Raw genomic sequence first — 24,595 nt, 5'->3', positions numbered from 1 at the left:
AAAGTGAAGTAGTGGAATCAGAAAAATCCGTCAGTAAGCTGATGCTTGTGTTTTTGATTCCGCTCATGTTAAGTAATGCCATGCAGTCCGTTGGGCAGCTGGCAGGGAGTATTATTGTCGGAAGAGCGCTTGGAGTTGATGCGTTAGCCGCTATTTCCGCGTTTTTTCCTCTGTTTTTTCTGCTCGTGTCGTTTTCAATTGGAATTGGTTCAGGAAGTTCCATTTTAATCGGGCAAGCGTACGGGGCACAAAATGAAAAACGCGTTAAAGAAATTATCGGTACCACGCTCACGTTTACCTTTTTAGTCGGAATTGTGCTTGCTGTTTTGGGAAGCATATTTGCTCCGGATATTCTTCGGATTATGGGAACGCCGGCTAATATTATTGACGTAACGGTTCACTATGCGCGTATTTTGTTTGTGGCGATTCCTGTTTTGTTTTTATACTTTGTTTATACAACGTTTATGCGCGGAACCGGAGACTCTAAAACGCCTTTCTACTTTTTAGTTGTGAGTACGGTCTTAAATCTCATTTTTCTTCCAATTTTAATTTTTGGATGGATCGGAGTGCCGAAGCTTGGCGTGTACGGCGCTGCGTACGCAACGGTGTTTTCAACCGTATTAACGTTCATTATTATGATCATTTATTTACGCAAGAAAAATCATCCGTTAAAGTTTGACTCATCCATTTCATTAAAAATGGACGGAACGCTGTTAAAGCTGCTTATGCGTTTAGGGATTCCCGCGAGTATCAATATGATTTTAGTTTCTCTTTCTGAAATTGCGGTTATTACGTTCGTAAACGGATTTGGCTCAGACGCTACAGCAGCGTACGGAGCGGTGAACCAAGTAGCAAGCTATGTACAAATGCCGGCAATCAGCTTAGGAATTGCGGTTTCTATTTTTGCAGCGCAGTCGATTGGTGCCAATAAATTTGAGCGTTTAAAAGAAGTGATTCGCTCTGGAATTATGCTGAATTACGTCATTGGCAGCGTGTTGATTTTACTTATTTATCTTTTTTCCAATCAAATTTTAGCACTGTTTTTAACAAGTCAGCATACGCTCCATATTGCCGAAGAGCTGTTAGTGATCACGCTTTGGAGCTATTTGATTTTCGGTCATGCGCAAATTATTACCGCTACGATGCGAGCAAGCGGTACAGTGCTTTGGCCTACGGTATTTAGCATTATGGCGATTTGGTGTGTGGAAGTACCCGTAGCCTACGTGTTATCGCAGTTCACGTCTCTTGAAATCAAAGGGATTTGGATTGGATATCCAGCGGCGTTTGTTGTCAGCTTAATCCTGCAGTACAGCTATTATCAATTTGTATGGAAGAAAAAGAAAATTGAACGTCTTGTCGGATAAAAAACGAGCGGAAACGCTCGTTTTTTATTTTTTCTAATTAAAACACCCTTAGCAAAGAGTTTTAATAGGATAGTGCATATAACTTTTTAATGAAAAGAGGGTATGACACTATGAGTAAATCTGGATTTGTGCCGGATAATTCAAATATTAAAAAGAGCTCAGGAACGCCTAATCTGTCAGTGAATTATAAGCAAAATGTCCTGTTCAAACGAAACGATCAAAATATAGCGTATCAGCTAACCTCAACTCAGCTGCCTGCCATGCTCGGAGGTGCTTTTGTTGATTTATATATGACGAAAGGGCATATGAGAGAACCGCACTGGCATCCAAATGCGTGGGAATTAGATGTCGTCGTTTCAGGTGAAGTGCAGGTGTCTATTTTAGACCCTGATACAAGCAGCATGCACAATTACCGAATAAAAGAAGGCGAAGTTGTGTTTATACCGATGGGCTGGTGGCATTGGATTGAACCCTTATCGGAAGAAGCGCATCTTCATCTCTTTTTTAACAATGATCAATTTGAGTCTACAGAAGGATCCGACGTGCTGCGCTTAACGCCTCCTATTGTGTTTCAAAAAGCATACGGAGTAAGCGCAAACGAAGTAGCAGAAGCCGTCGCGCCGATTACCGATACGGTTGTGATTGGACCGCCTAATAATCATTCTTTTTATCAAAAGAGCTATCTCAAGGATGAACGGGATGAACAAATTGTGGTTAAGATAAATGAAAAAGTAGTGCCTGCTGAAGATAAGTAGCAAAAAAAGAGGCTGGGATAAAAGCCTTTTAGGCGAAGTGAAAAACGAACCATGAATCTTTAATTCACGGTTCGTTTTCCTGTTATAGTGAACGTAGATTTCATTTGTTTCATTCCTTCTAGCAGTTGATTGGAGGGCAAGGCGAAGACTCCTGCGGGAAAAGCGGAACAGATGAGACCCCGCAGGAGCGCAAGCGACGAGGAGGCTCAGCGGCCGCCCGCGGAAAGCGAAGTCTTGCACGGAAATCAACTGCGGTGTCACAAGCAGTTCAGCTTATGTATCTCCTTTAGTCGTCTTTAGATTGGTTTCATTTTGTTATGTCCCAGCCTCTTTTTCGTGAAGCGCTTTTATAAAAACAGCTCGTTGCGTTCTAAGTGCTTATACAGCCGCGTTGTGACTTGTTTTTGATTCCATTCGTTTTGCGGAAATTGCTGCTTGTCTACGTGAGCAACGGCCGGCTTGTAGGTTTTTTGAATCCGTTTGATATCATTAAAGGTTGCGTTGGTTTCAATGTGATCAGCCAGCGTAAATACAAGAGAATGCAGCTTTGTAACATTGGGAATCGTAGCTGCTTGGCTGAAAATGGCTTTCGCGACGGACAGCTGTCTTTCATGCGCCGTAAAGACGTCTTGTTCATTCCGCTCCTTTAAATAAACAAGTGCTTCTTTTCCGTTAAGGCGAATCGCTCCTTTTGGAAAAACAATGTTGCTGTGTTCAAAAGCACGTTTGTTTGTGACGATAATGCCGCCTAATTTATCTACAGCATCGACGACTGACTGCTGATCCATTTTGACATAATAATCAACAGGAAGCTTTGCATATGTTTCGACTTTTTTTACAACAGCATTCATATTTCCTTGATGATAAATGGTTCGCAGTGTTTCATTGCCGAGCTGAGTTGACCCTGGCAAGTGGGTCATCTTTATTGATTCATGCTGTTTATTAACAGTCATATATACAAATGACGTATTTTGATGATTTTCTTGAATTAAAAGCAGGGAAAACGGTTGTCCTTTTTTTAAATTGACGTGTGTTTTGTTACCATGCTCAAGCGGTACATACGTTTGATCAACGGCAGCTTTCACCGTATGATAGCCTGCAAACGTGATGCTGACAAAACTGACGAGTAAAAACAGTACGAGACCGCCAATCCATTCTTTTTTTGCTTTGCTGCTCATCGTCTCACCTTTTTCTATCGAAGTCGTTCGTAGTATTGCCATCTTAAAAGGGGAGTAAAACAAATGAGCGCTATTTTTATTGCTTATCTTGCTTTTTCTTGGCGTAGGTTTTGAGCTCTGTAATTAAAATTGCTTGTTCTTCCACATCGTTAAATGCTTCAATGCCATAAAGGTATTCGGTGTGCCGTTTTTCTTTCCACACGCAAAGTCCGGTAATATGGATGGGTTTTTCATTTAAATAAAAGCTGATTTTTAGCTGAATTTGATGGTTGAAAATAGGTAAATCAAGCGGCGTAATTATTTTGATTCCTTTTGGTGAAAGGTCGATAACAGACAAAGGACCTGGCTTAGAATCGATTTCTTTGTTGTCGTATTTAGCAATGGAAAACGTTCCAACAATGGGAGTCTCAAATAAAAAGCGAAACGGTTCTTCACGTTTAAAATGCATGTATCATCAGTCCTTTTCGTAATCTAAGTTTGTTAAGTAAGTATTCGATGAAAGTCTAAAAATTCCTACACGTTTTTCCCCATCACCCATATAATGTTTATCGATGTAGAATATCTACCATGGCCACAGACCGGCCATGGTAGATATTCTAGACCTAATCGTAGGTCACCCCCCTTGCGGGGTTGGTGGCCTACGATTAGGTGAACCTTTGTGGGAGGATTCGAGAGGTCTGGGGTAGCGAATACTGTTTGTAAGTACTGTTGCATTATTAAATAGCGGGTATATTAGTAAGGCATTCTTAAGAATTATAATAACTGCTTTTATAGTATCGGAAGTTTTGTTTGAAACTTTAAATAGCGAGGAAAAGGTTTTGAAAAAAGCCCTACGCTAGAGTTGGATTGTATGTTAAAATTAAACTTTGTGAAGTAGCTGTATTACAAGTCAGCGTTCCTTCAACTAATTAGGAGGTGAGATGAATGGGCACTGATGACCCCATTTCGATGAAGGTTACTGCAAAACAAGATAGGGGCAACAAAGGTGTATGTGTTCCTCTCATTTCAACGAAGGAAAATACTCCTTAATGCCTCAATGATGTGAGGTGAAAAATCAATGATTAAAACATACTTATATGATGATGAAACAAAAGAAATGGTAACGAATCTTGATTTAGGAGACGTGCATGAGAAATTGCGCAATCCTGATAATTTGCTGTGGATTGATCTGTATGATGTCCACGGACAAGAGCTTGCTCAAATTGCTAAATTATTCGATTTTCACCCATTGGCGATTGAAGACTGCTTACACGACAGTCCTCGCGCTAAAATGGATGATTACGAAGACTATAAATTTTTCGTTTTTCACGCCCTTCGCTATAACGAAGAAAGTGATGACGAGATTACCACGCTTGAGTTAAATGCCTTTGTCGGATCAAATTACGTAGTGACGATTCATAAACATAAAATGGGCTGGCTTCGCAAAATGGATGCTGTGTGCTCACGCTATCCAAAGTTTATGAACCGCGGCGCCGACTTTTTGCTATATGCTTTGATTGATGGCATCACGGACGAATATTTTCCGATTTTAGACCGAATTGACATGCGTATTGATGAATTAGAAGATGAAATCTACAACAAAGAAGTCCGCGGAGTGACGGAAGAGTTCTTGGCGTTAAAAAGAACGATTATCTTAATCCGTCGCGTTATTCTGCCTCAGCGCCGAATTTTCTTAACGGTTAATGGAAAGTGGAAATTCGACATACGAGAAGAAAATGTTCCTTTCTACATTGACCTGCTTGACCACTTGGAGCGTATTGTAGACTCTGCTGAAACATTTAGAGACCTCGTAAACAGTGCACTTGATACGTATTATTCTATTACCAATGCAACTTCATCTGAAAAGCTGAATGTCTTAACGTTAATTTCAACGATTATGCTTCCGCTAACGTTCGTAACCGGATTTTTTGGAATGAACGTACCGATTCCATATCAAAATTCCCACTGGGCTACTGCTGTTATTATTGTTATGTTAATTGTGTTAACGTGGGGAATGTGGAAATACTTTAAAAACAAACAGCTGTTATAACAAAAAAGGCACTTGGCTATAAGCCAAGCGCCTTTTTTGTTTATTTTGTCACCGTTTTTGTTGTTTCTTTACTCGTATTGTTCGCTTTGTCTTTTGCTGTTACGCTTAAAACTGTTTTTTCTTTTTGTTTTTTAATTTTTACTGAGTATTGTCCTTTGCTGTTAGCAGCAGCAGAGCCAATGCTTTTTTTGTTTACGGTTACCGTTACGGTAGCATTTGCTTCTGCTTTACCCGTTACAGCCGTGCTTTTTGTTGTGACAGCATTTACGCTTGGTGCAGCAGGAGGAGTTTTATCGCTCACTTTTACAGTCGTAGCTTTACTTGTGTTGTTAGCTGCGTCTGCTGCTGTTACGCTGATTGCTGTACCCGCTTTTTGTTTTTTAATCGTTATGCTGTACTGACCTTTTGCGTTAGCTTTTGCTTTGCCGATTTCTTTGTTGTTCACTTTGGCTACAACAGATGCATTTGCTTCTGCTGTTCCTTTAATAGCTGTATCCGCGTCGCTGACTGGATTCACTTTAGGTGCATTTGGAGCAATAACGTCACGCACCGTTACTTTTACTTCTTCACTTTCTTGTTTTTGGCTGTTTGTAGCCGTGATATACAAGACTGTGTTTTCTTTTTGTTTTGGAATCTTCACTTTGAACGCGCCTTTTGCATCAGCCTTTGCCGAAGCAATCACTTTTTTAGCGCTGTTTTTAACATTTACCGTAAAATTCGCTTTAGATGTTCCTGTTACGTATTCATCTTTATTCGTCACGGCTTTTACCGCTGGTTTGGCAGGTGCTTTTTGAACAACTGCACGAATGCTTGTGCTTGCTTTTCCGTTTGTGACAACCACTTGTAAAACGGTATCAGCTTTTTGAGCTGGAATGTTCACAGAGAACGTATTTTTTGCATCAGCTTTGGCAGTGCCAAGTGTTTTTGAGCCGTTCATTACTTTAACAGTTGAATCGCTTTGAGCTTTACCTGTAACAACTTTTTGCGTGCTGACAAATGTATTTACCTGCGCTTGCAGCTGCTGTGCACTTACGGCGCTGTACGCATTTAAACGTCCCCATCCTGATACGTAATCGTAGCCTGGAGCAGGAGGTTCTGCTGGACTTTCTTCATCATCGTATACAGGAGCATCTTTCTCGTCAAACTTAATATCTTTAGCTGTGTCCGTTAGGCGTTTTTCAACGTCTTTTGGCTTTAAGCCTGGGTTTTGGGACAGTAATAATCCCGCAACGGCTGCCACGTGAGGTGTCGCCATTGATGTTCCGCTTAAATAAGTAACGTTTCCGTCTGGAACAAGACTTGGAATATCAGAGCCTGGAGCTGTAATATCTAATCCTTTTCCATAGTTTGAGTAGTCAGATACGATATCTAAACGGTTTGACGCGCCTACTGAAATCGCATAGGCAGATGAAGCTGGGTAAGAGAGCTCTTCCATACCGTCGTTTCCGCTTGCTGCTACAACCGTTACGTTATGGTCGTATGCATATTTTAATGAATATTCAAGCACGCGGCTGTAAGATCCGCCAAGGCTTAAGTTAATAACTTTTGCACCGTGATCGACCGCGTATTTAATACCATACGCAATTTGTTCTGTATCTCCGCTTCCAGATGCGTCTAAAATTTTAACCGGTAAAATTTTCGCGTGAGAATTAATGCCGGCCATTGAATAGTTATTGTTTGCAGAGGCTGCAATAATACCTGCTACGTGAGTTCCATGTCCATTGTCATCAGTTGCATTCGACGAACGATCCACGTAGTTATAGCCTGTTTTCGTATCCACGACGCCTTTTAAATCAGCAAGTGATGAATCGACGCCCGTATCGGCAACAGCAATAACCGTATCTTTTAATTTTTGCCCGTTTAGTAATTTTTCAAGCGATTCATATTGAATATCGGCATGCTGCGTACCGTCATTTTTACCCGTGTTATTTAATGACCATTGATACGGATATTGTGAATCCATTGAAAGAGCATGGTACTCTTGGACCGGCTCGATAAATTCAGTTTCAGGAAGTGCCTGAATTTGTTTTGCCGTCATTTTACCTTGAGCAGATGACGTGCTGAAGCTTTTTCCATTGCTGTCATCTAATTGAATAACAAACATGTTATCAAAAGAAGCAGCTGATTGTTTTAATGGATTAATAGATTCAATGCCTGCTGATTTTGACTGTGCTTTTGTTTTAAATGATTTAGCATTTGCACCATCTTTTAATTTAACAATATAGCGAGTTTCCGCTTTTGTTGAAACGCTGTTTGCGCTGACTAATTTAGCTCTTACTAATACAGACGATACGTTTAAGTCCGTTACGTCTTTTAATTTTGTCTGTGCTGCTACTTTTTCTAAGTCTTTCTTTAAAGCAGTCGGAACAGATTTATAAGCGATGCTGTATAAATCATTGATTGCTTTTTGATCAGCGCTTGTAATCATATATGTGCTTGAGGCGCCGTTTTTCGCTACATCTGTAAATAAACCTTTTAGCTGAACTAAATCTTTGTATACTTGTTCGCGCATCGATTTATCGATGATCATTTTAGAACTGATAAACGGAGCGGCTTTGTAATAAAGAGAAGAAAGGTCTTTTCCGCTTGCTGTTTTTGAAAGCACAGCGTCACGAATCGTACGCAAATCTTTTAAAATACCTTTTCCGTTTTCTTTTTGGCTTGTACTTAATTCAGCCGGGCATTCTTCTGCCTCCATTTGAGAAGGGGGAAGTGAAGCGCCTTCATAGCTGATTGTATATGGAACTTCTGTTTTTTCTTCCGGTTGAGGTTCAGAAGGTGTTTTTCCATCTTCTTCTGTATCGTCTTCGATGATGATATCTTCATCTCCATAATAATCAACTTTCACATAATAAGGGCCAGTCCAGGCGATTGGAAAATCAAGCTGAGCAGGCTCGTCTTTGTAAGAGTATCCCATATAACGGTCAAATGCCACGTTGTTTTTGGCATTTTCAAGACTGGAGTAAACCGTGATGTTTACTTCATCATCACTTTGAAGCTTAATTCGGTAGTGTGAAAACTTTGCTACCTCTTGCTTAGAAGGATTAATTTTGTACCAATGCGTTTGTTCTGGTTCTGTAAATGTTCCTTTTGCTGCTTTACCAATGCTTAATGTTTTTTCATTAGCAGGAGGATTGCCTGCTGCTTGTGTTTTCAGTAAACCTAATTGGCTAAAACACAAGGTGAACATTAAAGCAAAAGCAATAAAACGATAAATTGACCCTTTTTTCATGTTAAACCTCCAAAAAATATAGTAAAAAACAGGAATTACATACCTATTAAACCATAAAGTTTAAAAACTTGTAAATAATTACTGTTGCTTATTTTAGTATTTTGTCAAGTTATTAATCTCACATAAAAAATGGTGAGATAAGTCCTAGTTGCAAAAAGTAGAAAAAATTGGAATAATAAAGATTGAGCCTATTTATAAGAGGCGAAAGTACGCTGAAAAGGGAAGAAGGGAATGAGAATTATTTTTAAAAGCAGAATCTGTTGGAGAAAATCTGATCGGTTTCTTTTTACCTGTGTTTATAAAGAGGAAATCGGGCTATATAAATAAAGATTGGAAAAATTTTCAGTCTAATTAAGTTCATTTGTAGCATATAATACGAGCTGGATTTCTTTTATAATAAACAAAAGCAAAGAAAGAGCAAATGGTGAAAAGGAGTGAAAGAAGTTGTCAAATGTGATGCAACGACAGGAAAAACGAATGAAGTTTGATGCCGAACAGCTTGCACCCCTTGATATTGATAAAGAGACAAAGAAGTTGCTAACAGAAAAAGGATTGCCCAAAGAAGCTTCACCATTTCTAGAGTTCGTTTCATCCAAAGGAAAGCTAACAACATTATGCGAAACATTTGAGTTATCATCTCGCTACCAGCACTATTGGTTTTTAGGAACAACCGGCGCTGGAGATCCAATTTGTCTTCATCAAAAAAACGGTTCGGTTGTGCTGCTCGATACGTCCAACGATGACTGCGAGCGTTTCGTGAATACAACTTTTCCGCAGTTTTTAGCATGCTTAGATGTGTTTGAAGAGCTAGTAGAAGAAACGATTCAAGCAAACGGAGAATCTGCATACTTAGAGCGACACATTCCTGCTGAGGTGCTGCAGCGATGCAAAAAACGTATGAATGAAATTGATGAAGCATGCTTAGCCCCTTATTCTTTTTGGTTCAAAGAACTTTCTTTTTAATAATATAGTAGAAAAATAGACATGGCCGTTTTGGTCATGTCTATTTAGTTGTGGCTGCAGGGCTATTAATATAGATAGAATAAATAAAAATGATAGTATATAATGGATATAAATTCCTTTTTTTGAAGAGGGAGGAGAGTGTAAATGATTTCTTTATTTGGATTAATGGGTGCTTTCTTCGCGCTGCTTTTTGGTGCGTCGTATTTCTTCTATAGAAGGAACTCGCCCGTGCAGTACGGAATTTCACTTAGCAGCATGCTAATAAGCATATTTCTATTTCTATATAGCATATTTGGAGTTGGCGGCTTTGAAGGAATGGGTCTTGGTGCTTTAGCGGCTGCTTTGTTTTTGGCGTCGGTTCTGAGCTTGTTCGTCAGCGTTCTTTTTAATATCATAAATGGACGAGGGAAAGGTGCTGTATAAAATGGGAGAGATAACCTTTAGAGAAGCAGTGCGAGAAGATTTGGATCAAATTGTTGAAATGCTCGCGGATGATATGCTCGGAAGCAAACGAGAACGCTACGAATTACCGCTTCCAGACTGTTATGTCCAAGCATTTCAGGCAATTGATGCGGATCCAAACAATGAGCTGATTGTCGCATGTAAAGATAGTGAAGTAATAGGTGTTCAACAAATAACCTTTACGCCCCACATTGCAAGACAAGGCGGGTGGAGAGCCACGATTGAAGGAGTTCGAACCGCTTCGTCACAGCGCGGAAAAGGGGTTGGCTATCAGCTGATTACATGGGCGATTGAACGAGCGAAAGAACGTAATTGTCAGTTAGTACAATTAACAACGGACAAGGAACGATCGGAGGCTTTGCGTTTCTATCAAAAGCTTGGATTCACAGCTTCTCATGAAGGATTAAAGCTCCATTTGTAATTCGCTGTTAATGGTTGTATCCCCGTGGTAAGAATTTTTTGATTAAAATGAATTTTTTAGTTTAGTTCAATTGAAACGTGGTATACAGATAGTACAGAGCCGATAGAAATTTTTCTAAGGCTACTGTGAAAGGTAAATACTTAGCTTCATGAAGGGACTGGTTTAGTTTTGGAATACTTAACAGCAACTTCAGCAAACGTATTACCTCACATGAAAAGCAGATATTCTGATCTGACAATTGGCACTCTCGTTATGAACCGATATACGTAGCGAAAGGGCCTCACAAGGGCAAATGAACATGAAATAATTAGAATGATATGAAGGGAAGAACCTGCATCAGTTTTGATGCAGGTTCTTTTTTGTGAGATGCGGCAAGAAAACTTATACAAAACTTTGGCAGGAATTTATATGTAAAATCTATAAGTTAAGTATGGTAAATTATTTTAACATTACGGATGAAATCATACATACGATAATTATGAAAGAAGCTAAAAGCCAGCTAGAACATTACCGCAAAAAAATCTTCAAATGAATGCACTACGAAATTTCTTATAACTTATTTGACACTTAAGGTATAAAAGAGTATACTTATGTTAAACATAGTAATTATGTCGGATAAGTAGGTTATGGTGCTGTGAACAAGACTTCTACTGATAAAGAGGAGATCTAGTCCAAATCGTACAGTCCGACTTTGATGAGATGCTTTTAAGCATCCTTTTTTTTGTGCAAAAAAACAGCCGCAGGGGCTGTTATAGCGCAGTAATTCTTCCTTTGTAAGCATCAATCAACCGCTGGTTATGTTCATCTGAACCTTCCATGTTTCCGCTTAAAAAGACAGGAGGCGTGATGCCGCGGCTGAGCAGTTTTTGAATGGTTATAGATAAAATATCGTTTAAGATAGCGCCTCCAATTACAGTAGAACCAGAAGCGAAGGAAATGTCTTGCTGATGAAGAAGAACGTCTCCTTTTGGAATATGATTATTAATAACAAGATCCACGACATCATGAAGGTATTTTCCGCTTTTATGTCGCGAAGCCCGGCTCGTGGCATAAGAAGGAGAGGTAAGCCCGATAACAAAGGCGCCTTTTTCTTTTGCAATCAAAGCTACATCAATCGGAACGGGATTTACGCCCGATGTAGAAATGACAATCATGATATCGCCTGGTACGATATCTTCTTTTTCCATAAAGGTGGAGGCATAGTCGTTTTTACGCTCTAGCTGTGAAGAGCGCGAAGCTCCTTTATGAAGCATCAGTTCTTCCACAAAAATAGGATGAATCGGCGCAAGCCCTCCAGAACGGTAAAACACTTCTTCCGTTAAAATATGAGAATGACCGCACCCAAATAAATGAATGAGGTGATGAGAAGCTAATTGCTGTGAGATTTTCTCGGCTGCGGATTCTATTGCCTGCTGTTCATGCGCCTCCACTTTAGCAAGCAGTTTTGTTAGTTCCTGTAGATATAAACTAGACATAAAAAAACTCCTTAGTTAAGATCGTGTCATGTTAATCGTAAACTTATAGCGGTCTGCTCGGTACGAAGATTTCACCACTTCAAGCGGCGTGCCGTCTTGCAAGTACGTATTTCGTTGAATCAGTAGAACGGGTGAATATGAGTTGATTCCAAGATGCTTCACTTCGGTTTCAGAAGCTAAAATGGATTCTAACGTTTGATTGGCTTCGCCAATATTTAGGCCTAGCTCTTCTTCTATATAGCGGTAAAGAGAGTCGTTAACAATGGATTCTGTTAACCCTTTGACTAAGTTAGCGGATACATATACGCTTTCGAGCGCCATTGGCACGTCGTCAGCTAAACGAATACGCTTGATTTCATAAACAGGTGCATGAAGAGAAATGTGCAGCTGCTCGGCAATTTTTTCTGAAGCCGCAATAATTTCAAAGCTCAGCAATTTACTGCTTGGCACCATTCCGCGCGCTTTCATATCTTCTGTAAAACTCGTTAATCCAACGAGCTGCTGCTCCAGTTTTTTTTCAGATACAAAGGTCCCGCGGCCTTTTTGACGATATAAATAACCGTCGTTTACTAAATTGTTAATCGCTTGGCGAACGGTCATTCTGCTGATTTCAAATCGTTCTGCAAACTCTCGTTCAGAAGGAAGCGAATCATTTGGTTTTAACTCTCCGTTTTCAATTTGTTTTTTTAACTGTTCTTCAATTTGATAATAAATCGGAAGAGGTGAGCTTTTATCAATCACTTAAGTTCTCTCCTTTATGTAAACCTCCTCATCTAAAAAAGACGAGGAGGCTATAAATTAAACCGTAGTCGATACTTTAGCTAAAGCTTCTTGGTCCGCAATAATTGTAACACAGTGATGCTTCTTTAAAATAGAAGCAGGGAAGTCTTCTGTGATTTCTCCGTTAAGCAGCTGATACATCGCTTCTGCTTTGGCTTCCCCGGAGATAAGCAGTAAAATTTCTTTACTTTTCATAATCGATTCAATTCCCATTGTAATAGCCTGAGTAGGCACTTCGTCAAGAGAATTAAAGTAGCGCGCATTGGCTTTTCGCGTTGACTCTTCTAACGTCACAATATGAGTAGGAGAGTTGAATGACGTACCAGGTTCGTTAAAGCCAATGTGTCCGTTTTGACCGATTCCAAGAATCTGAAGGTCAATGCCTCCATGATTTTGAATCATTTCATCGTAGCGGCGGCATTCTTCTTCAGGCGTATCAGCCAGCCCGTTAGGAACGTGCGTGTTGCTTACGTCAATATCAATGTGATTAAATAACGCATCTGCCATATAGTAGTGATAGCTGTTTGGATCTTGCGGCTGCATTCCCACATATTCATCTAAGTTAAAGGAAGTAACGTGTTTGTAAGACGTGCCGTGTTCTTTATGATCTTGAATTAAACGATCATATAATCCTTTCGGCGTGCCTCCCGTTGCAAGTCCCAGATTCATATTTGGCTTTTCATGAAGTTTGCTAATCAGCATATCAGCTGCTGTTGCACTCATTTCACTGTAGTTTTTCACTTGGATGATATTCATTGTTAGTCCTCCTTTTGAAAGCTCAATGTGCCTCGGCAAAATGTCATTTCAACATCTAAGTTTTCATTTAACACCACGATATCCGCATCTTTTCCAACTTTAAGGCTTCCTTTTGTATCAAACAGGTTAAGCTGTTTTGCTGGGTTTTCAGCGGTCATCTTTACGATGTCTTCTAATGAGCAGTTCGTAAAGCTCATCGTGTTTTTAATTGCATCGTTCATCTTTAAGATGCTTCCTGCTAACGTTCCATCTGCAAGGGTAGCCGTTGTGTCGTTTACGTGAACAGGCTGTCCGCCTAAATCATACGTACCGTTTTTTAGCCATTTGGCACGAAGAGAATCCGTGATAAGAATCATGCGTTCACTTGTAATTTGATCGTACGCAAGCTTGACCATTTCAGGTCGGCAGTGGATGCCGTCTGTAATCAGCTCTACAAATAATTCATCTCTCAAATAAGCGGCGCCTAATACGCCGGGCTCTCTATGGTGAAGACCGCGCATGCCGTTATATAAATGCGTAATATGAGAAGCTCCTGCTTCGATGGCTTCATCAACTTGATCATATGTGCTGTCAGAATGGCCAATAGAAGCGACAACGTTTGTTTCTTTTAAATAAGAAGTAAGCGCTAAGCCGTTTGGCTGCTCCGGAGCTAACGTAACAAGTTTAATATGTCCTCCGGCTGCTTTTTGCCACTCTTGAAATAGTCCCACATTCGGATCTTGAATGTGAGTAGGAGGCTGCGCGCCCGCACGTTTCGGTGAAATAAACGGACCTTCTAAGTGAATACCAACTACTTCAGCATCCGCATCTGTTTGCTCTTCGATATAAGCGCCTGCGTTGCGAAGTGCTTTTTCAACCGCTTCATTCGACTGCGTCATAGTAGTTGCTAAAAAGCTTGTTGTACCTTCTTTTGGAAGCGTGCGCGCCATTGTTTTTAATGCTTCTGCCGTACCGTCCATAGCGTCCGCATTGTTAACGCCATGAATATGCACGTCAATGGCACCAGGAATCACTTTATAGGAAGGAGAAAGTTCAATTACATGGTCTTTCGGCTGCCGTACGTATTGATGGATCTCTCCGATTTCAGTAATTTTCTTGTTCGTTAGTTTAATATACCCGTTTTTTAATGTCTGATTTTCACTATAAACGGTTACATTATAAATAATGATGGATGAATGTGTATCCATACATACACTCCTTTGCTCGTTGTATTGATTTAAGTGTAACGCTTTTTGGAATAGTTGTCTAGACCAGTTGATTCTTTTTGTGAACCAGAAAGTTTTGTAAGGGCTTTTAACATTGATATAGAGAGGTTTTTAAAAAGAAAATTGGTATAGACAACTATATATTTTATGTGCTAGTATGAGTCCATGCAGTAAAACCGCCGTCATTTCAGCTGATTATGTAATCATAGGACAGGGATGAATGCGGTAACTTGTCATCCGATAAATATTGTTACGAAAATCCTTGCTCGTAACATCGGGTTAAATACGTTATACAAAGGGGATAGAAACATGCTGAATTTTTTACAACGTATTGGTAAATCGCTTATGCTGCCAATCGCAGTATTACCTGCTGCGGCATTGCTTCTTCGTTTGGGTCAAAAGGACTTATTAGATATTCCATTTATGGCTCAAGCCGGAGATGCGATTTTTGCGAATTTAGCACTACTGTTTGCACTCGGAATTGCTGTAGGACTTTCAAAAGATGGAAGCGGCGCAGCAGCACTTGCCGGAGTCGTCGGTTATTTTGTTCTAACAAAAGGAACTGTAGCTATTGATAAAGATATTAATATGGGTGTACTCGGCGGGATTGTCTCAGGTGTAACGGCTGGTTTACTATACAATCGTTTCTCAGCGATTAAGCTGCCAGAGTGGCTCGGCTTCTTTGCAGGAAAGCGGTTTGTACCGATTATTACTTCAGTCGTTATGCTTGCGCTTGCAGGAATTTTCGGGGTTATTTGGCCGCCGATTCAAGATCAAATTAACAACTTAGGAACGTGGATTACAGGAGCAGGAGCGCTTGGTGCAGGTATATACGGATTTTTAAACCGTCTGTTGATTCCAATTGGACTGCATCACGTGTTAAACAGCTTAGTATGGTTTGTATTCGGAGACTATCACGGCGTAACGGGAGATTTGAATCGCTTCTTTAAAGGAGATCCAACGGCAGGAACGTTCATGTCTGGATTCTTCCCGGTTATGATGTTTGGTTTACCGGCAGCTGCGCTTGCGATGATTGCAGCAGCTAAAAAAGAAAAACGCAAACAAGTCAGCGGTATGTTAATCGGACTTGCGGTTACTTCTTTTTTAACAGGAATTACGGAACCAATTGAATTTCTATTTATGTTCGTAGCACCGCTATTATACGTTATTCATGCCGTTTTAACGGGAATTTCGATGGCTTTAGCCGTTGCTCTTGGCATTCACGCTGGATTTGGATTTTCAGCAGGGGCCATTGATTTCTTCTTAAACTACGGAATTTCACAAAAACCGCTGCTGTTAGCGGGAATTGGAATTGTATATGCGGTCATTTACTTTGTCATTTTCTACACGCTGATCAAAGCATTAAATTTAAAAACACCGGGACGTGAAGATGATGAAGAAGTAGACACACCAAACGAAACGGTTGTAGCAACAGGCGATAAATATGTGGATATGGCGTCTTATTTTATTGAAGATTTAGGCGGAAAAGAAAACTTAACCGTAATTGATAACTGTGCGACTCGTCTTCGCTTACAAGTAGCTGATGCCGGCAACATTAACGAATCTGCCTTAAAGCGTCACGGAGCGAGAGGAATCATGAAGCTCAGCAAAACAAATGTTCAAGTCATTGTCGGAACAGAAGTAGAGTTTGTTGCAGACGCAATGAATCAATTAGTTAAATACGGCACAGCGTCAACCGCTGCACCTGTTGAACAACAGGCTGTTCAAGCAGATGCACACACAGAGTTTGTGTTACCGTTTGAAGGCGTTGTAAAGCCGCTTAGTGAAGTGGAAGATCAAGTGTTTTCACAAAAGATGATGGGTGACGGCTTTGCGATTGAACCGATTGAAGGAACGCTCGTATCACCGATTAACGGTGAAGTCATGACCGTGTTCCCAACAAAACATGCGATTGGCTTAAAAACAGTAGAAGGAATTGAAATCCTGATTCACGTTGGGTTAGATACTGTGAATTTAAAAGGAGAAGGATTTCAAGCGCTTGTTCAAGAAGGTGACAGCGTTCAACAAGGAACACCTCTTTTACAGGTGGATTTAGAGTATGTTAAAAAGCATGCACCGTCGATTGTGACACCGGTTGTATTTACCAACTTGCCAGCGGATAAAGAAGTGAAGCTGTTAAAAACAGGCTACCAAAAGCAAGGTACAAAAGACGTTATTACATTTTAATAAAAAGTCTGGAACAAACCTGTTCTAGTTAAAAGAAGATCCGAACGATTCATAGTTCGGATCTTTTTATTGTGATGGTGAACGTAGATTTAATCTATTTAGTTGCTTCTGGCTGTTGATTGGAGGGCAAGGCGAAGACTCCTGCGGGAAAAGCGGAACAGGTGAGACCCCGCAGGAGCATAAGCGACGAGGAGGCTTACCGGCCGCCCGCGGAAAGCGAAGCCTTGCACGGAAATCAACAGCGTTGTTGCAAGCAATCAGCTCATGTATCCTATTTGTTCGTTTTTATATGGGGTAATCTAGTTACGTTTCAATCTCTTTTTTCTTTTCTTCATAATTGAAAGAATTTTGTGTTAAAATTTAGGGTGTTTGATACAGCTAGTGCGGAGCAGAGAGGGAGTAGAACAAGTGAAAAAAGAAACGGCATTATTCAAAGTAAAGGTGACAGCATGTTTATTATAGGAGCATTAGTCAATGGATTAGCAATTGTTGTAGGAACATTAATGGGCAAGCTTGCTCACCGCATTCCTGAAAAAGTAAGCGTGACGGTGATGCAAGTGATGGGTTTATCCGTTATCACGCTCGGTCTGCAAATGGGTTTTAAAAGTCATCAGTTTTTAATTGTAATTTTGAGTTTAGCCATTGGAGCGGTTATTGGTGAGTTCATTGATTTAGATGAAAAGCTAAACCTTTTAGGCAATATGATTGAACGAAAATTTCAATCACAGCAAAATGACAAGCAAACATTTAGTATGTCACAGGGCTTTGTGACAGGAACGCTAATTTTTGTTATTGGAGCGATGGCGATTGTAGGGGCATTAGACAGCGGAATACGAGGCGATCACAGCGTATTGTTTACGAAAGCGGTGATGGATGGGTTTATCTCATTGTTATTAACGACTACGCTTGGAATAGGCGTCATTTTCTCAGCGGTGCCCGTATTTCTGTACGAAGGTATCATTGCGTTATTTGCTACGCAAATTAATGCGGTTGTGCCGCAAGATTTAATGAATAGTATCATTGCCGAAGTCACAGGAGTAGGCGGCGTGTTAATTTTAGCAATTGGAATTAATTTATTAGAAATTATTAAAATTAAAGTTGCTAATTTACTGCCTTCGATTTTAATTGCGGTTGTGATTGTAGTTGTACAGCATACATATTTTTTATGAAGAAAAAGCTTGTGAATAGTATTCGCAAGCTTTTCTGTATATATGAGCAAAAGTTAAGGAAGTAGCAGGTATAAAGTGATACGTGGATAATGGTATAGAATGAACAGAAAAACAAAAAGGAGGATTAAAAATGCCGAGTCCTGTTTTCAACAAAATGAATACGGTATTTATTCACGTATCCAATTTAAAGTCTTCAGTAAAATGGTATAGCGAGCTATTGAGTCAAGAATACAAGATGAGCCAGGTGAAGAACCCTGTTTATAATCTCAAAATTGATGGAGAAACAGGGTTAACGCTGGATGCTGGCCCAGAAGGAACAGAAAAACAAATAGTGGCTAGTCTCCATCCAATTTTTAATTTCCATACGGAAGATATTAAAGAAGCGTATGAATTTGTTAAAGAGCTGGACTATACGATTGATTCTCCGATTACTTTTTTTGATGATTTTTCGTTTTTTACGATAAAAGATCCAGATGGACATGTGGTCATGATTTGTACAGGTTAAGTCGTTAGCTCCAGAAGTTTAAGGTATAGTATACTAATAATAAAACCCTAATGAGATGAAGTAAGGAGAAATACTGCTTATGAAAGACAATCAACCGATTACAGCTCTTATTGTTGCACAAGTGGAGAAGTTAGCACACCAATTTGGCTATGACTTTTTATCTGAAAAACAAGGGAATCAAACGCTTTGTCAAATTCTTCAGCGAGATGAAGACGGATCTATTTTGGCAACGCCGCTCAGTTTTCATTTACATATGAATGAAGACAAAGGGACGGGAGATATTGTTTACTACCATGAACAAGGAGAATTTAAGCGTCAGCAGGTGAATGTCTATGAAGAAAATAGCCTTGTGAACGTTTTGTTATTTATCCAAGAGCGGTTGAAGGTCAATCGATAAAAACGATTAACCTAACATATGCAAGAAAAAAAGCAGGGAGCTCCCTGCTTTTTTTATGAATTGATATAACGCAATCCTACGCGGTTATTAAAAATTTGGTTATGATTTTTGAAGACAAAAGCACCTGCTGCATGATCGATCACCAGCTCATTGTCGTACACTTCTTCCATGTCATCATCAACAATAAATTCTAGTTCTTCAACCGTTACAACTTTTTCATAAGGTTGAAGGCTGCGCTTTGAGATGATCTTCATTTCATAAATTGTATTAACAATATCGCAGCTCCCCCGATCAAAAGAAAGCTGAATAATTTGATTTTGTTCTACTTTCTGCAACGCTTCTTTTGCAGAAGGAGTGACGCGTATATTCATAGTGATATCCTCCTTTTTCTATTCTCAAATTAAATTGTGTGAAATGTATTTAGGAATACTTTATTCGATTTTTATGTCACGGGCAAGAAAAAAGCTTTCTTACCATTATTATTTCCCTTTCAAAACGGAACAAAACGCTGATGTTTTTATCATGTTTTCATAAAGACGTACATACATATCACCTGTATGTGATTATAGAAAAAAGAGATCAGCTATAGAAAAACTGTGCTTTGTAATTCTTAGGTGTAAATGCTTAATTATAGGAATATATTGTAAAAATATAAGAAGATAAGTCATTTACCTATTTTAATAGTTATTGAGATAGTTTTGAATAATTGGTTTTATTTTCAATATATTGGGTACTTAAGTAGAGTACTTTGCACACGATATTGCACCGAAAGACATCGGTTTATCGGACTAATTATTGTCTTATTTTGTCGAAGTAGTAGAATTTATGGAAACCATTCCTTATCATGTACAAAGTGACTAACAAAATACATAGGAGGTTCTGGTGTAGATGAGTGAGAAAGATCAAAACAGAACAACAGACGAAACAGCGGCTTCGCTAGAAACAGCGCCCGCTCCCAAAAAAGCGCCGGCTAAATGGATTATCATTTTGGCAGCTTTAATTGTGATTATTGGAGGAGTAATTACATTTGCTACGGTATTTAAAAAATCTCCTAAGCAATTATACTTAATTTCTGAAGTAAATACGTATCAAAAAGCAGCAGATGAATTAGAAACGAAGTACAGTGAAACGATGGCTTATCAGGAAAAAGCGATGAAGCAGCCTTCTACCACAAATGCTACTGTCAAAGGCGGCTTTAACATGGATTCACTTTCGTATGATCCAAGCTTTAAAATGATTCAAGATCTTATCAGTAAAGCTGAAATTAAAATTAAAGCGGAACAAGATCCGAAAAAAAGTGAAGCATACGGTTCACTGGCTCTTAATATCGGCGGTTCAAAAGCGCTTGACCTAGAAGGTTTTCAAACGAAAGAAAGAATAGGCTTTAAAGCCCCGATTCTAGCAAATGAATATTTCTATTTAAACTTAGACGAATATGGACAGGTAGCGCGTAAGTTCGATCCTTCTTATTCAGGTCCTGAAACGCTTGATATTAACACGAGCAACGTGAGTTTAGAAGACTTAAAGTTAACGGAAAAAGAAAAAACCTACATTGCAAAAGAGTACGGAACGTTCATTTATGATCAGCTAGACAGCGATTATTTTACAAAAGAAAAAAATGTAGATTATAAAACAAATGGCAAAACGCTTCAGTTAACAAGCGTGACGCTTAACATGTCTGACAAAGAAACAAAACAATTTATGGATAAGCTTATTGCGAAGGTAGCAAAAGATGACAAGCTTCATACTATCTATGCAAACCACGTGTCTAAGCTGTTTAAATCTTCGGCAGCAACGAATCCAGAATTAAAAGATATGGCAGATCCAAAAGAATTGAAAAAATCAGTAAAAGAAAGTCTTCAAGACTTCCAAAAAGAAGCAAAAGATACGACTTACCCTGGCGGTGTTAAATCAACCGTGTACGTTCAAGATGATGTTGTTGTAGCTCGCGATATGAACATGGGCGTAAAAAATGCTTCTAACGATAAAGGAAAGATTAACGTCGTAACTAAAAATATTCCGTATGAAGATAACAAAACGGCTAAGCAGTTCAAAGCAGTCCTAACCGATAGCACTACCGATGATGCATTTACGTTTGATATGAAAAATGACGTAACAACGGAAAGTGAAAAGAGAAAAGAAAACATGTCTATTCATTTGTTAACAAAAGATTCAAAAGATGAAGACACGAATATGACGTTTAAAATGAATTCAGTAATCAACGGTAAAACCGATGCAAAACAGACGGCTGACCGTACTTTCTCTTTAGACTTAGGTGATCAAGAAGATCTAGTAATAAACGGAGAAGTAAAGCAGAATCAAGCAATAAGTGCTTCAAAAGGAAAAGCAGATTATTCGTTTGATATTCGTACAAAAATAGGACCAAAAGCAGATCCTGCAAACGTTACGTTAAAAATTGACTCTGCTTCTCAATTAAAAAAATCAGCCTCTATTCCAGAGCTTGACGCATCTAATGCGACAAACGTAAAAGATGTAACGCCTGAAGATATGCTGTCGATTCAAGAAAACTTCGCTAAAAATGTTCAAGGTCTCATGATGAATATGGGAACCGCTGGTTACTAAAAGGTGCAAAGCAGATGAAGATATATTTCTCTTTGACTCTTTTTACATGTAAAGCTCTATTGAAAAATATAAAATCTCTCATACTGCTAATAATGATCCCTGCTCTGTTTTTACTTGGAGCAGGGATCATTATTAGTCAGACCATGCAAGGTGAGGAGAAAGTCAATCGGTTTCCCGTGGCCATTGTGGATAAAGATGATACTGCACAGACGAAGTACGTCATCGAACAGCTGACTGAAGGTAAGCTTCGCAAGATCATGAAGCCGCTTTATACGAATGAAGAGAAAACTAAACAGCTGCTGCGAGAAAATAAAGTGGCAGCCATTGTAACGCTGCCAAAAGGTTTTAGTCACGATATTGCTCATGGGAAAAATCAGCCTTTACACGTTATTGGAAACAGCAATAAGCCGCTTCAGTCACAGCTGTTTCGCTACGTGATGGAAAGTGCAGCCGACTACACGTCAGCCGCTCAAAGCGGTATTAATACGGTTGATGCCTTTTTAGAAAGAGAAAATGTTTCCGATGAAAAGAGACGCGCAGAATTTAAGAAGAGCTTAGTAACGTTTGGGCTTCATGTATTAGATAGAGGAAGTTTATTTGATGAACAAGTAGAAACGAGTTTCTTTCAGCAGGATATGAAGCAATATTATGTCCTGTCTTTTGCTGCTTTGCTGCTTATGATTTGGAGCTACGGCGGATGGCTGCTTGCTAGTGAAACGCAGACTTCTCCCGTGCTGGATCGAATGAAAACAAGAGGTGTATCGTTTCTTCGCATTTATTTAGCGCAGCTGATGGCTCTGTTTGTTCTTTTGCTACCGGTATCTGTCGTTTTGTTTGGAAGCCTCATTAAAGGACTGAAACTGCCTGTAACCGGTACGTACGGAGAGCTTTTTCTAGGGATAAGCGGAAGTTTGTTTGCTTTTTTATGTTTGTTTTTACTTCTTCGGGTTCTTTTTTTATCACAAAAAGCTTATCAACTAACCGGCATGCTGTTTATTTTGCTGAGTGCGATTTTAAGCGGACATGTTGTGCCGGTCGTCTATTTACCAGACTGGGCGATTGGTTTTCAGAAATGGTCACTCAACACCCGCGTCTTGGAGCTGTTATTTTATGAATTTGATGGATATAACACAAACGAAGCTTTTCTTTACCTTAAGCCTATTCTCATTACGGCAGCAGGAAGTTTTGTTCTTGCTGTTGGCTACGTGATGATTTTGCAAAGGCGGTGGAGAAAATGATGAGTGAAAAAATAAAGCAGCTGCTGAAGCGTCCTATGCTTATTGTCATGATCTTCTTTTTACCTTTAATAGGAACGGTCATCAGCAGCTCATTTTTAGCAAAAGTACAAAGTGATTCAAAAATACCCGTTGCTCTTGTCGATCAAGACCACAGCAACATGTCTAAACAAGTGCTGGATCGACTACAGAAAACAACAGAAATTCAGTTTCTTTCTATGAATGAAGAACAAGCGAGAAAGCAGCTGGCAAAAAATAAAATTGACAGCATTTTTGTGTTTCCTAACGGATTTCAGCAAGAAGTAGAAGCGGGGAATTATCAAGGAGTCATTGATTTGCTTACGCTGCCTTCTTCTGTTGCGACAGAAGCGGTTCGAGAAGTCGTGGCCAGTGAAGTGACACGGTTAACGACAAATGTTAAAGCCGCAAATGAAGTGCGTTTTTTATATAAAGTCTATCACATTCATGCAGGACCGGATTTATGGAAAGAAGCGTATCACTATACCGATAACCAATGGAAACCAAAGCCGCTGATGACAATTGATTACGAGGCGCAAGGAACGAAGAAGCATAAGAAGCAAGGGAGCGTTCAAATGACCGGATACGTGCCGCTATGGGGATTTTTTACGCTTTTACTTTGCTGCATTACATCAGATTGGATGATTAAAGAGCGGAGTCATCTTTTTAAACGAATGAAGACGATGCAAAAAGGACTTTATGGTTATATTCGAAGCGTCAGCGCCGCTTATGCTGTGCTATACGTGCTTCAAGCTCTCATCAGTTTTGCTCTATTTAAATGGCTGTATGGAGCAGAGTCTTACGGTGTGCTGCTGTATATGTGTATCTATGTGATCACATGCGTTGCTTTTAGCACGTGGCTTGCAAGTGAAAGTCAGCGAGTTGGCTCTTATTATATGATCAGCGTCGTCACAGTCACAGGACTCAGCATAATAGGAGGGAGCTTTTTCCCGGTAGGAGAGCTTTCTGCAACGATTGAAAGAATAAGTCAGTGGCTTCCGCAGCATCTGCTTCTGTATCAGCATACACTGCCGCTTACGTTCATTTGGAAAGAGATAGCTGTTTCCATTGGATGCATATGTTTGTGCACGTTTAAAATAGTGTGGAATGTGAGGAGCATTAAATGATTGAAATTAACAATGTTAGCAAAACATACGGAAAAAAACAATCGTTAGCAAATGTTACGCTGACCGTAGAAAGTGGAGAAGTCATTGGTCTTTTAGGACCAAACGGCGCTGGTAAGTCAACGCTTCTGTCTATTTTGTCTACCATTACGGCTCCTTCAAGCGGGAATGTCACGATTGGAGGCTTATCGCTTAAGAAAAATCAAAAAGCGATACGAGAAGTCATTGGCTACGTTCCACAAGACATAGCGCTGTGGGAAGAGCTTAGCGTAAAAGAAAACATGAAAATGTGGAGCAAAATGACTTCACGCTCTTTGTCGAATGAACAGCTTCAGTCTCTTTGCTCAGCTGTACAGCTCGAAGGAAGATGGAAGGATAAAGTGAAAAATTTATCAGGAGGCATGAAGCGAAAGCTGAATATAGCCGTTTCACTTATTCATGAACCGTCCGTTTTGTTAATGGACGAGCCGACAGTCGGAATTGATTTGCAGTCCAAGCTTGAGATCATTCGTTATATTAAACAGCTGGCGGCAAAAGGAAAGACGATTATCTATATTACCCATGATTTGAATGAAATTTTAGGCGTGTGTGATCGGTTTGCCGTCTTAAAGGAAGGAAAGCTGGAGTTTGTCGGCACAATGGACCAAGCGAAGGAAAAGACTGGGGAAGACGCAGAAGAGAACGTTGTGTATAAGCTGCTGCATGATTAAGAGTAAACAATCATAAAAAAAGAGCCGCTTCGTGAAGAAGCGGCTCT

The 24,595-nt window shown here is 39.7% G+C and carries 24 protein-coding genes; 16 read left to right on the top strand and 8 right to left on the bottom strand.

Annotated features, from left to right (window positions below; translation table 11 throughout):
* The first annotated feature begins 41 nt into the window (after positions 1-41).
* The 3 genes from WKH56_RS12350 to WKH56_RS12340 all read left to right on the top strand — a co-directional run bounded on the left by WKH56_RS12350 (position 42) and on the right by WKH56_RS12340 (position 2,409).
* Positions 42-1,364, top strand: a complete 1,323-nt coding sequence (locus WKH56_RS12350; protein ID WP_275037574.1) for an MATE family efflux transporter — start codon at positions 42-44, stop codon at positions 1,362-1,364.
* Positions 1,365-1,474: 110 nt separating this feature from the next.
* Positions 1,475-2,119 carry a cupin domain-containing protein gene (locus WKH56_RS12345; protein ID WP_342835654.1) on the top strand — a complete coding sequence of 215 codons (645 nt, stop codon included), beginning with the start codon at positions 1,475-1,477 and terminating at the stop codon, positions 2,117-2,119.
* Between the two features lie 125 nt (positions 2,120-2,244).
* Positions 2,245-2,409: a hypothetical protein gene (locus WKH56_RS12340; protein ID WP_342835653.1), complete on the top strand. Its 165-nt coding sequence runs from the start codon at positions 2,245-2,247 to the stop codon at positions 2,407-2,409.
* A gap of 57 nt (positions 2,410-2,466) precedes the next feature.
* Here the strand turns inward: WKH56_RS12340 and WKH56_RS12335 are convergent, their stop codons facing one another.
* On the bottom strand, positions 2,467-3,339 hold the full coding sequence (locus WKH56_RS12335; RefSeq protein ID WP_342835652.1) for an LCP family glycopolymer transferase: 873 nt from the start codon (positions 3,337-3,339) through the stop codon (positions 2,467-2,469).
* A gap of 34 nt (positions 3,340-3,373) precedes the next feature.
* A complete protein-coding gene (locus WKH56_RS12330; RefSeq protein ID WP_028407825.1) occupies positions 3,374-3,745 on the bottom strand; it encodes a PilZ domain-containing protein in 372 nt (123 codons plus the stop codon).
* A 609-nt stretch (positions 3,746-4,354) separates the two neighbouring features.
* Between WKH56_RS12330 and corA the strand changes: the two genes are divergently transcribed.
* The gene (gene corA, locus WKH56_RS12325) at positions 4,355-5,326 is read left to right on the top strand and encodes a magnesium/cobalt transporter CorA (RefSeq protein ID WP_013055874.1); all 972 of its coding nucleotides are present in this window, start codon (positions 4,355-4,357) and stop codon (positions 5,324-5,326) included.
* Between the two features lie 40 nt (positions 5,327-5,366).
* Here the strand turns inward: corA and WKH56_RS12320 are convergent, their stop codons facing one another.
* Positions 5,367-8,558 (bottom strand): S8 family peptidase, encoded by a 3,192-nt coding sequence (locus tag WKH56_RS12320; protein ID WP_342835651.1) that lies wholly within the window; start codon positions 8,556-8,558, stop codon positions 5,367-5,369.
* A gap of 453 nt (positions 8,559-9,011) precedes the next feature.
* Here WKH56_RS12320 and WKH56_RS12315 point away from each other — a divergent pair, with 453 nt between their 5' ends.
* From WKH56_RS12315 to WKH56_RS12305, 3 genes are all read left to right on the top strand, one after another.
* Positions 9,012-9,521: an SUKH-4 family immunity protein gene (locus WKH56_RS12315; RefSeq protein ID WP_223546654.1), complete on the top strand. Its 510-nt coding sequence runs from the start codon at positions 9,012-9,014 to the stop codon at positions 9,519-9,521.
* Between the two features lie 144 nt (positions 9,522-9,665).
* Positions 9,666-9,944 carry a YesK family protein gene (locus tag WKH56_RS12310; RefSeq protein WP_310884256.1) on the top strand — a complete coding sequence of 93 codons (279 nt, stop codon included), beginning with the start codon at positions 9,666-9,668 and terminating at the stop codon, positions 9,942-9,944.
* 1 nt (position 9,945) lies between these two features.
* On the top strand, positions 9,946-10,404 hold the full coding sequence (locus WKH56_RS12305) for a GNAT family N-acetyltransferase (protein WP_028414227.1): 459 nt from the start codon (positions 9,946-9,948) through the stop codon (positions 10,402-10,404).
* A gap of 749 nt (positions 10,405-11,153) precedes the next feature.
* Here WKH56_RS12305 and WKH56_RS12300 read toward each other — a convergent pair.
* From WKH56_RS12300 to nagA, 4 genes are read right to left on the bottom strand one after another with little or no spacing between them, the layout of a single operon-like run.
* Positions 11,154-11,879, bottom strand: coding sequence for an SIS domain-containing protein (locus WKH56_RS12300; RefSeq protein ID WP_310884257.1), 726 nt, complete (start codon positions 11,877-11,879; stop codon positions 11,154-11,156).
* Between the two features lie 15 nt (positions 11,880-11,894).
* On the bottom strand, positions 11,895-12,620 hold the full coding sequence (locus WKH56_RS12295) for a GntR family transcriptional regulator (protein ID WP_034270436.1): 726 nt from the start codon (positions 12,618-12,620) through the stop codon (positions 11,895-11,897).
* A gap of 57 nt (positions 12,621-12,677) precedes the next feature.
* Complete coding sequence (gene nagB, locus WKH56_RS12290) at positions 12,678-13,415, bottom strand: glucosamine-6-phosphate deaminase (RefSeq protein WP_063247604.1); 738 nt, start codon at positions 13,413-13,415, stop codon at positions 12,678-12,680.
* A 2-nt stretch (positions 13,416-13,417) separates the two neighbouring features.
* Complete coding sequence (gene nagA / locus WKH56_RS12285) at positions 13,418-14,602, bottom strand: N-acetylglucosamine-6-phosphate deacetylase (protein ID WP_310884258.1); 1,185 nt, start codon at positions 14,600-14,602, stop codon at positions 13,418-13,420.
* A 327-nt stretch (positions 14,603-14,929) separates the two neighbouring features.
* Between nagA and nagE the strand changes: the two genes are divergently transcribed.
* The 5 genes from nagE (at position 14,930) to WKH56_RS12260 (ending at position 18,878) form a co-directional block, all read left to right on the top strand.
* The gene (nagE, locus tag WKH56_RS12280; RefSeq protein WP_048020240.1) at positions 14,930-16,807 is read left to right on the top strand and encodes an N-acetylglucosamine-specific PTS transporter subunit IIBC; all 1,878 of its coding nucleotides are present in this window, start codon (positions 14,930-14,932) and stop codon (positions 16,805-16,807) included.
* 115 nt (positions 16,808-16,922) lie between these two features.
* On the top strand, positions 16,923-17,105 hold the full coding sequence (locus tag WKH56_RS12275) for a hypothetical protein (protein ID WP_080754389.1): 183 nt from the start codon (positions 16,923-16,925) through the stop codon (positions 17,103-17,105).
* Positions 17,106-17,256: 151 nt separating this feature from the next.
* Positions 17,257-17,976: a DUF554 domain-containing protein gene (locus tag WKH56_RS12270; protein ID WP_033579488.1), complete on the top strand. Its 720-nt coding sequence runs from the start codon at positions 17,257-17,259 to the stop codon at positions 17,974-17,976.
* Positions 17,977-18,106: 130 nt separating this feature from the next.
* Positions 18,107-18,481: a VOC family protein gene (locus tag WKH56_RS12265; protein WP_221832828.1), complete on the top strand. Its 375-nt coding sequence runs from the start codon at positions 18,107-18,109 to the stop codon at positions 18,479-18,481.
* A 79-nt stretch (positions 18,482-18,560) separates the two neighbouring features.
* The gene (locus tag WKH56_RS12260) at positions 18,561-18,878 is read left to right on the top strand and encodes a hypothetical protein (protein WP_255899850.1); all 318 of its coding nucleotides are present in this window, start codon (positions 18,561-18,563) and stop codon (positions 18,876-18,878) included.
* A 53-nt stretch (positions 18,879-18,931) separates the two neighbouring features.
* Here the strand turns inward: WKH56_RS12260 and WKH56_RS12255 are convergent, their stop codons facing one another.
* On the bottom strand, positions 18,932-19,249 hold the full coding sequence (locus WKH56_RS12255; protein ID WP_342835650.1) for an iron-sulfur cluster biosynthesis family protein: 318 nt from the start codon (positions 19,247-19,249) through the stop codon (positions 18,932-18,934).
* Positions 19,250-19,766: 517 nt separating this feature from the next.
* Here WKH56_RS12255 and WKH56_RS12250 point away from each other — a divergent pair.
* The 4 genes from WKH56_RS12250 to WKH56_RS12235 are packed head-to-tail and all read left to right on the top strand — an operon-like array spanning position 19,767 to position 24,548.
* Positions 19,767-21,461, top strand: a complete 1,695-nt coding sequence (locus WKH56_RS12250; protein WP_310884259.1) for a DUF6583 family protein — start codon at positions 19,767-19,769, stop codon at positions 21,459-21,461.
* Positions 21,462-21,520: 59 nt separating this feature from the next.
* Positions 21,521-22,699: an ABC transporter permease gene (locus tag WKH56_RS12245; RefSeq protein ID WP_342835649.1), complete on the top strand. Its 1,179-nt coding sequence runs from the start codon at positions 21,521-21,523 to the stop codon at positions 22,697-22,699.
* Positions 22,699-23,841, top strand: coding sequence for an ABC transporter permease (locus WKH56_RS12240; RefSeq protein WP_255899860.1), 1,143 nt, complete (start codon positions 22,699-22,701; stop codon positions 23,839-23,841). Before WKH56_RS12245 ends, WKH56_RS12240 begins: the two co-directional genes overlap by 1 nt.
* Entirely contained in the window at positions 23,838-24,548 is a 711-nt protein-coding gene (locus tag WKH56_RS12235; RefSeq protein WP_182029583.1) for an ABC transporter ATP-binding protein, read from the top strand. The genes WKH56_RS12240 and WKH56_RS12235 overlap by 4 nt, the downstream gene beginning before the upstream one ends.
* Positions 24,549-24,595: the final 47 nt, after the last annotated feature.

This window comes from Priestia sp. SB1 (genome assembly GCF_038898415.1).
The sequence above is the reverse complement of the archived record's forward strand: the minus strand, read 5'-3'. Positions and strand labels throughout refer to the sequence as shown.

Bases quoted from the DNA above. Each gene is read 5' to 3' on its own strand.
- WKH56_RS12350 (WP_275037574.1), top strand. From the start codon at position 42: ATGCTTGTGTTTTTGATTCCGCTCATGTTAAGTAATGCCATGCAGTCC.
- WKH56_RS12345 (WP_342835654.1), top strand. From the start codon at position 1,475: ATGAGTAAATCTGGATTTGTGCCGGATAATTCAAATATTAAAAAGAGC.
- WKH56_RS12335 (WP_342835652.1), bottom strand. From the start codon at position 3,339: ATGGCAATACTACGAACGACTTCGATAGAAAAAGGTGAGACGATGAGC.
- WKH56_RS12330 (WP_028407825.1), bottom strand. From the start codon at position 3,745: ATGCATTTTAAACGTGAAGAACCGTTTCGCTTTTTATTTGAGACTCCC.
- corA (WP_013055874.1), top strand. From the start codon at position 4,355: ATGATTAAAACATACTTATATGATGATGAAACAAAAGAAATGGTAACG.
- WKH56_RS12320 (WP_342835651.1), bottom strand. From the start codon at position 8,558: ATGAAAAAAGGGTCAATTTATCGTTTTATTGCTTTTGCTTTAATGTTC.
- WKH56_RS12310 (WP_310884256.1), top strand. From the start codon at position 9,666: ATGATTTCTTTATTTGGATTAATGGGTGCTTTCTTCGCGCTGCTTTTT.
- WKH56_RS12305 (WP_028414227.1), top strand. From the start codon at position 9,946: ATGGGAGAGATAACCTTTAGAGAAGCAGTGCGAGAAGATTTGGATCAA.
- WKH56_RS12300 (WP_310884257.1), bottom strand. From the start codon at position 11,879: ATGTCTAGTTTATATCTACAGGAACTAACAAAACTGCTTGCTAAAGTG.
- nagB (WP_063247604.1), bottom strand. From the start codon at position 13,415: ATGAATATCATCCAAGTGAAAAACTACAGTGAAATGAGTGCAACAGCA.
- nagA (WP_310884258.1), bottom strand. From the start codon at position 14,602: ATGGATACACATTCATCCATCATTATTTATAATGTAACCGTTTATAGT.
- nagE (WP_048020240.1), top strand. From the start codon at position 14,930: ATGCTGAATTTTTTACAACGTATTGGTAAATCGCTTATGCTGCCAATC.
- WKH56_RS12270 (WP_033579488.1), top strand. From the start codon at position 17,257: ATGTTTATTATAGGAGCATTAGTCAATGGATTAGCAATTGTTGTAGGA.
- WKH56_RS12265 (WP_221832828.1), top strand. From the start codon at position 18,107: ATGCCGAGTCCTGTTTTCAACAAAATGAATACGGTATTTATTCACGTA.
- WKH56_RS12260 (WP_255899850.1), top strand. From the start codon at position 18,561: ATGAAAGACAATCAACCGATTACAGCTCTTATTGTTGCACAAGTGGAG.
- WKH56_RS12255 (WP_342835650.1), bottom strand. From the start codon at position 19,249: ATGAATATACGCGTCACTCCTTCTGCAAAAGAAGCGTTGCAGAAAGTA.
- WKH56_RS12250 (WP_310884259.1), top strand. From the start codon at position 19,767: ATGAGTGAGAAAGATCAAAACAGAACAACAGACGAAACAGCGGCTTCG.
- WKH56_RS12240 (WP_255899860.1), top strand. From the start codon at position 22,699: ATGAGTGAAAAAATAAAGCAGCTGCTGAAGCGTCCTATGCTTATTGTC.
- WKH56_RS12235 (WP_182029583.1), top strand. From the start codon at position 23,838: ATGATTGAAATTAACAATGTTAGCAAAACATACGGAAAAAAACAATCG.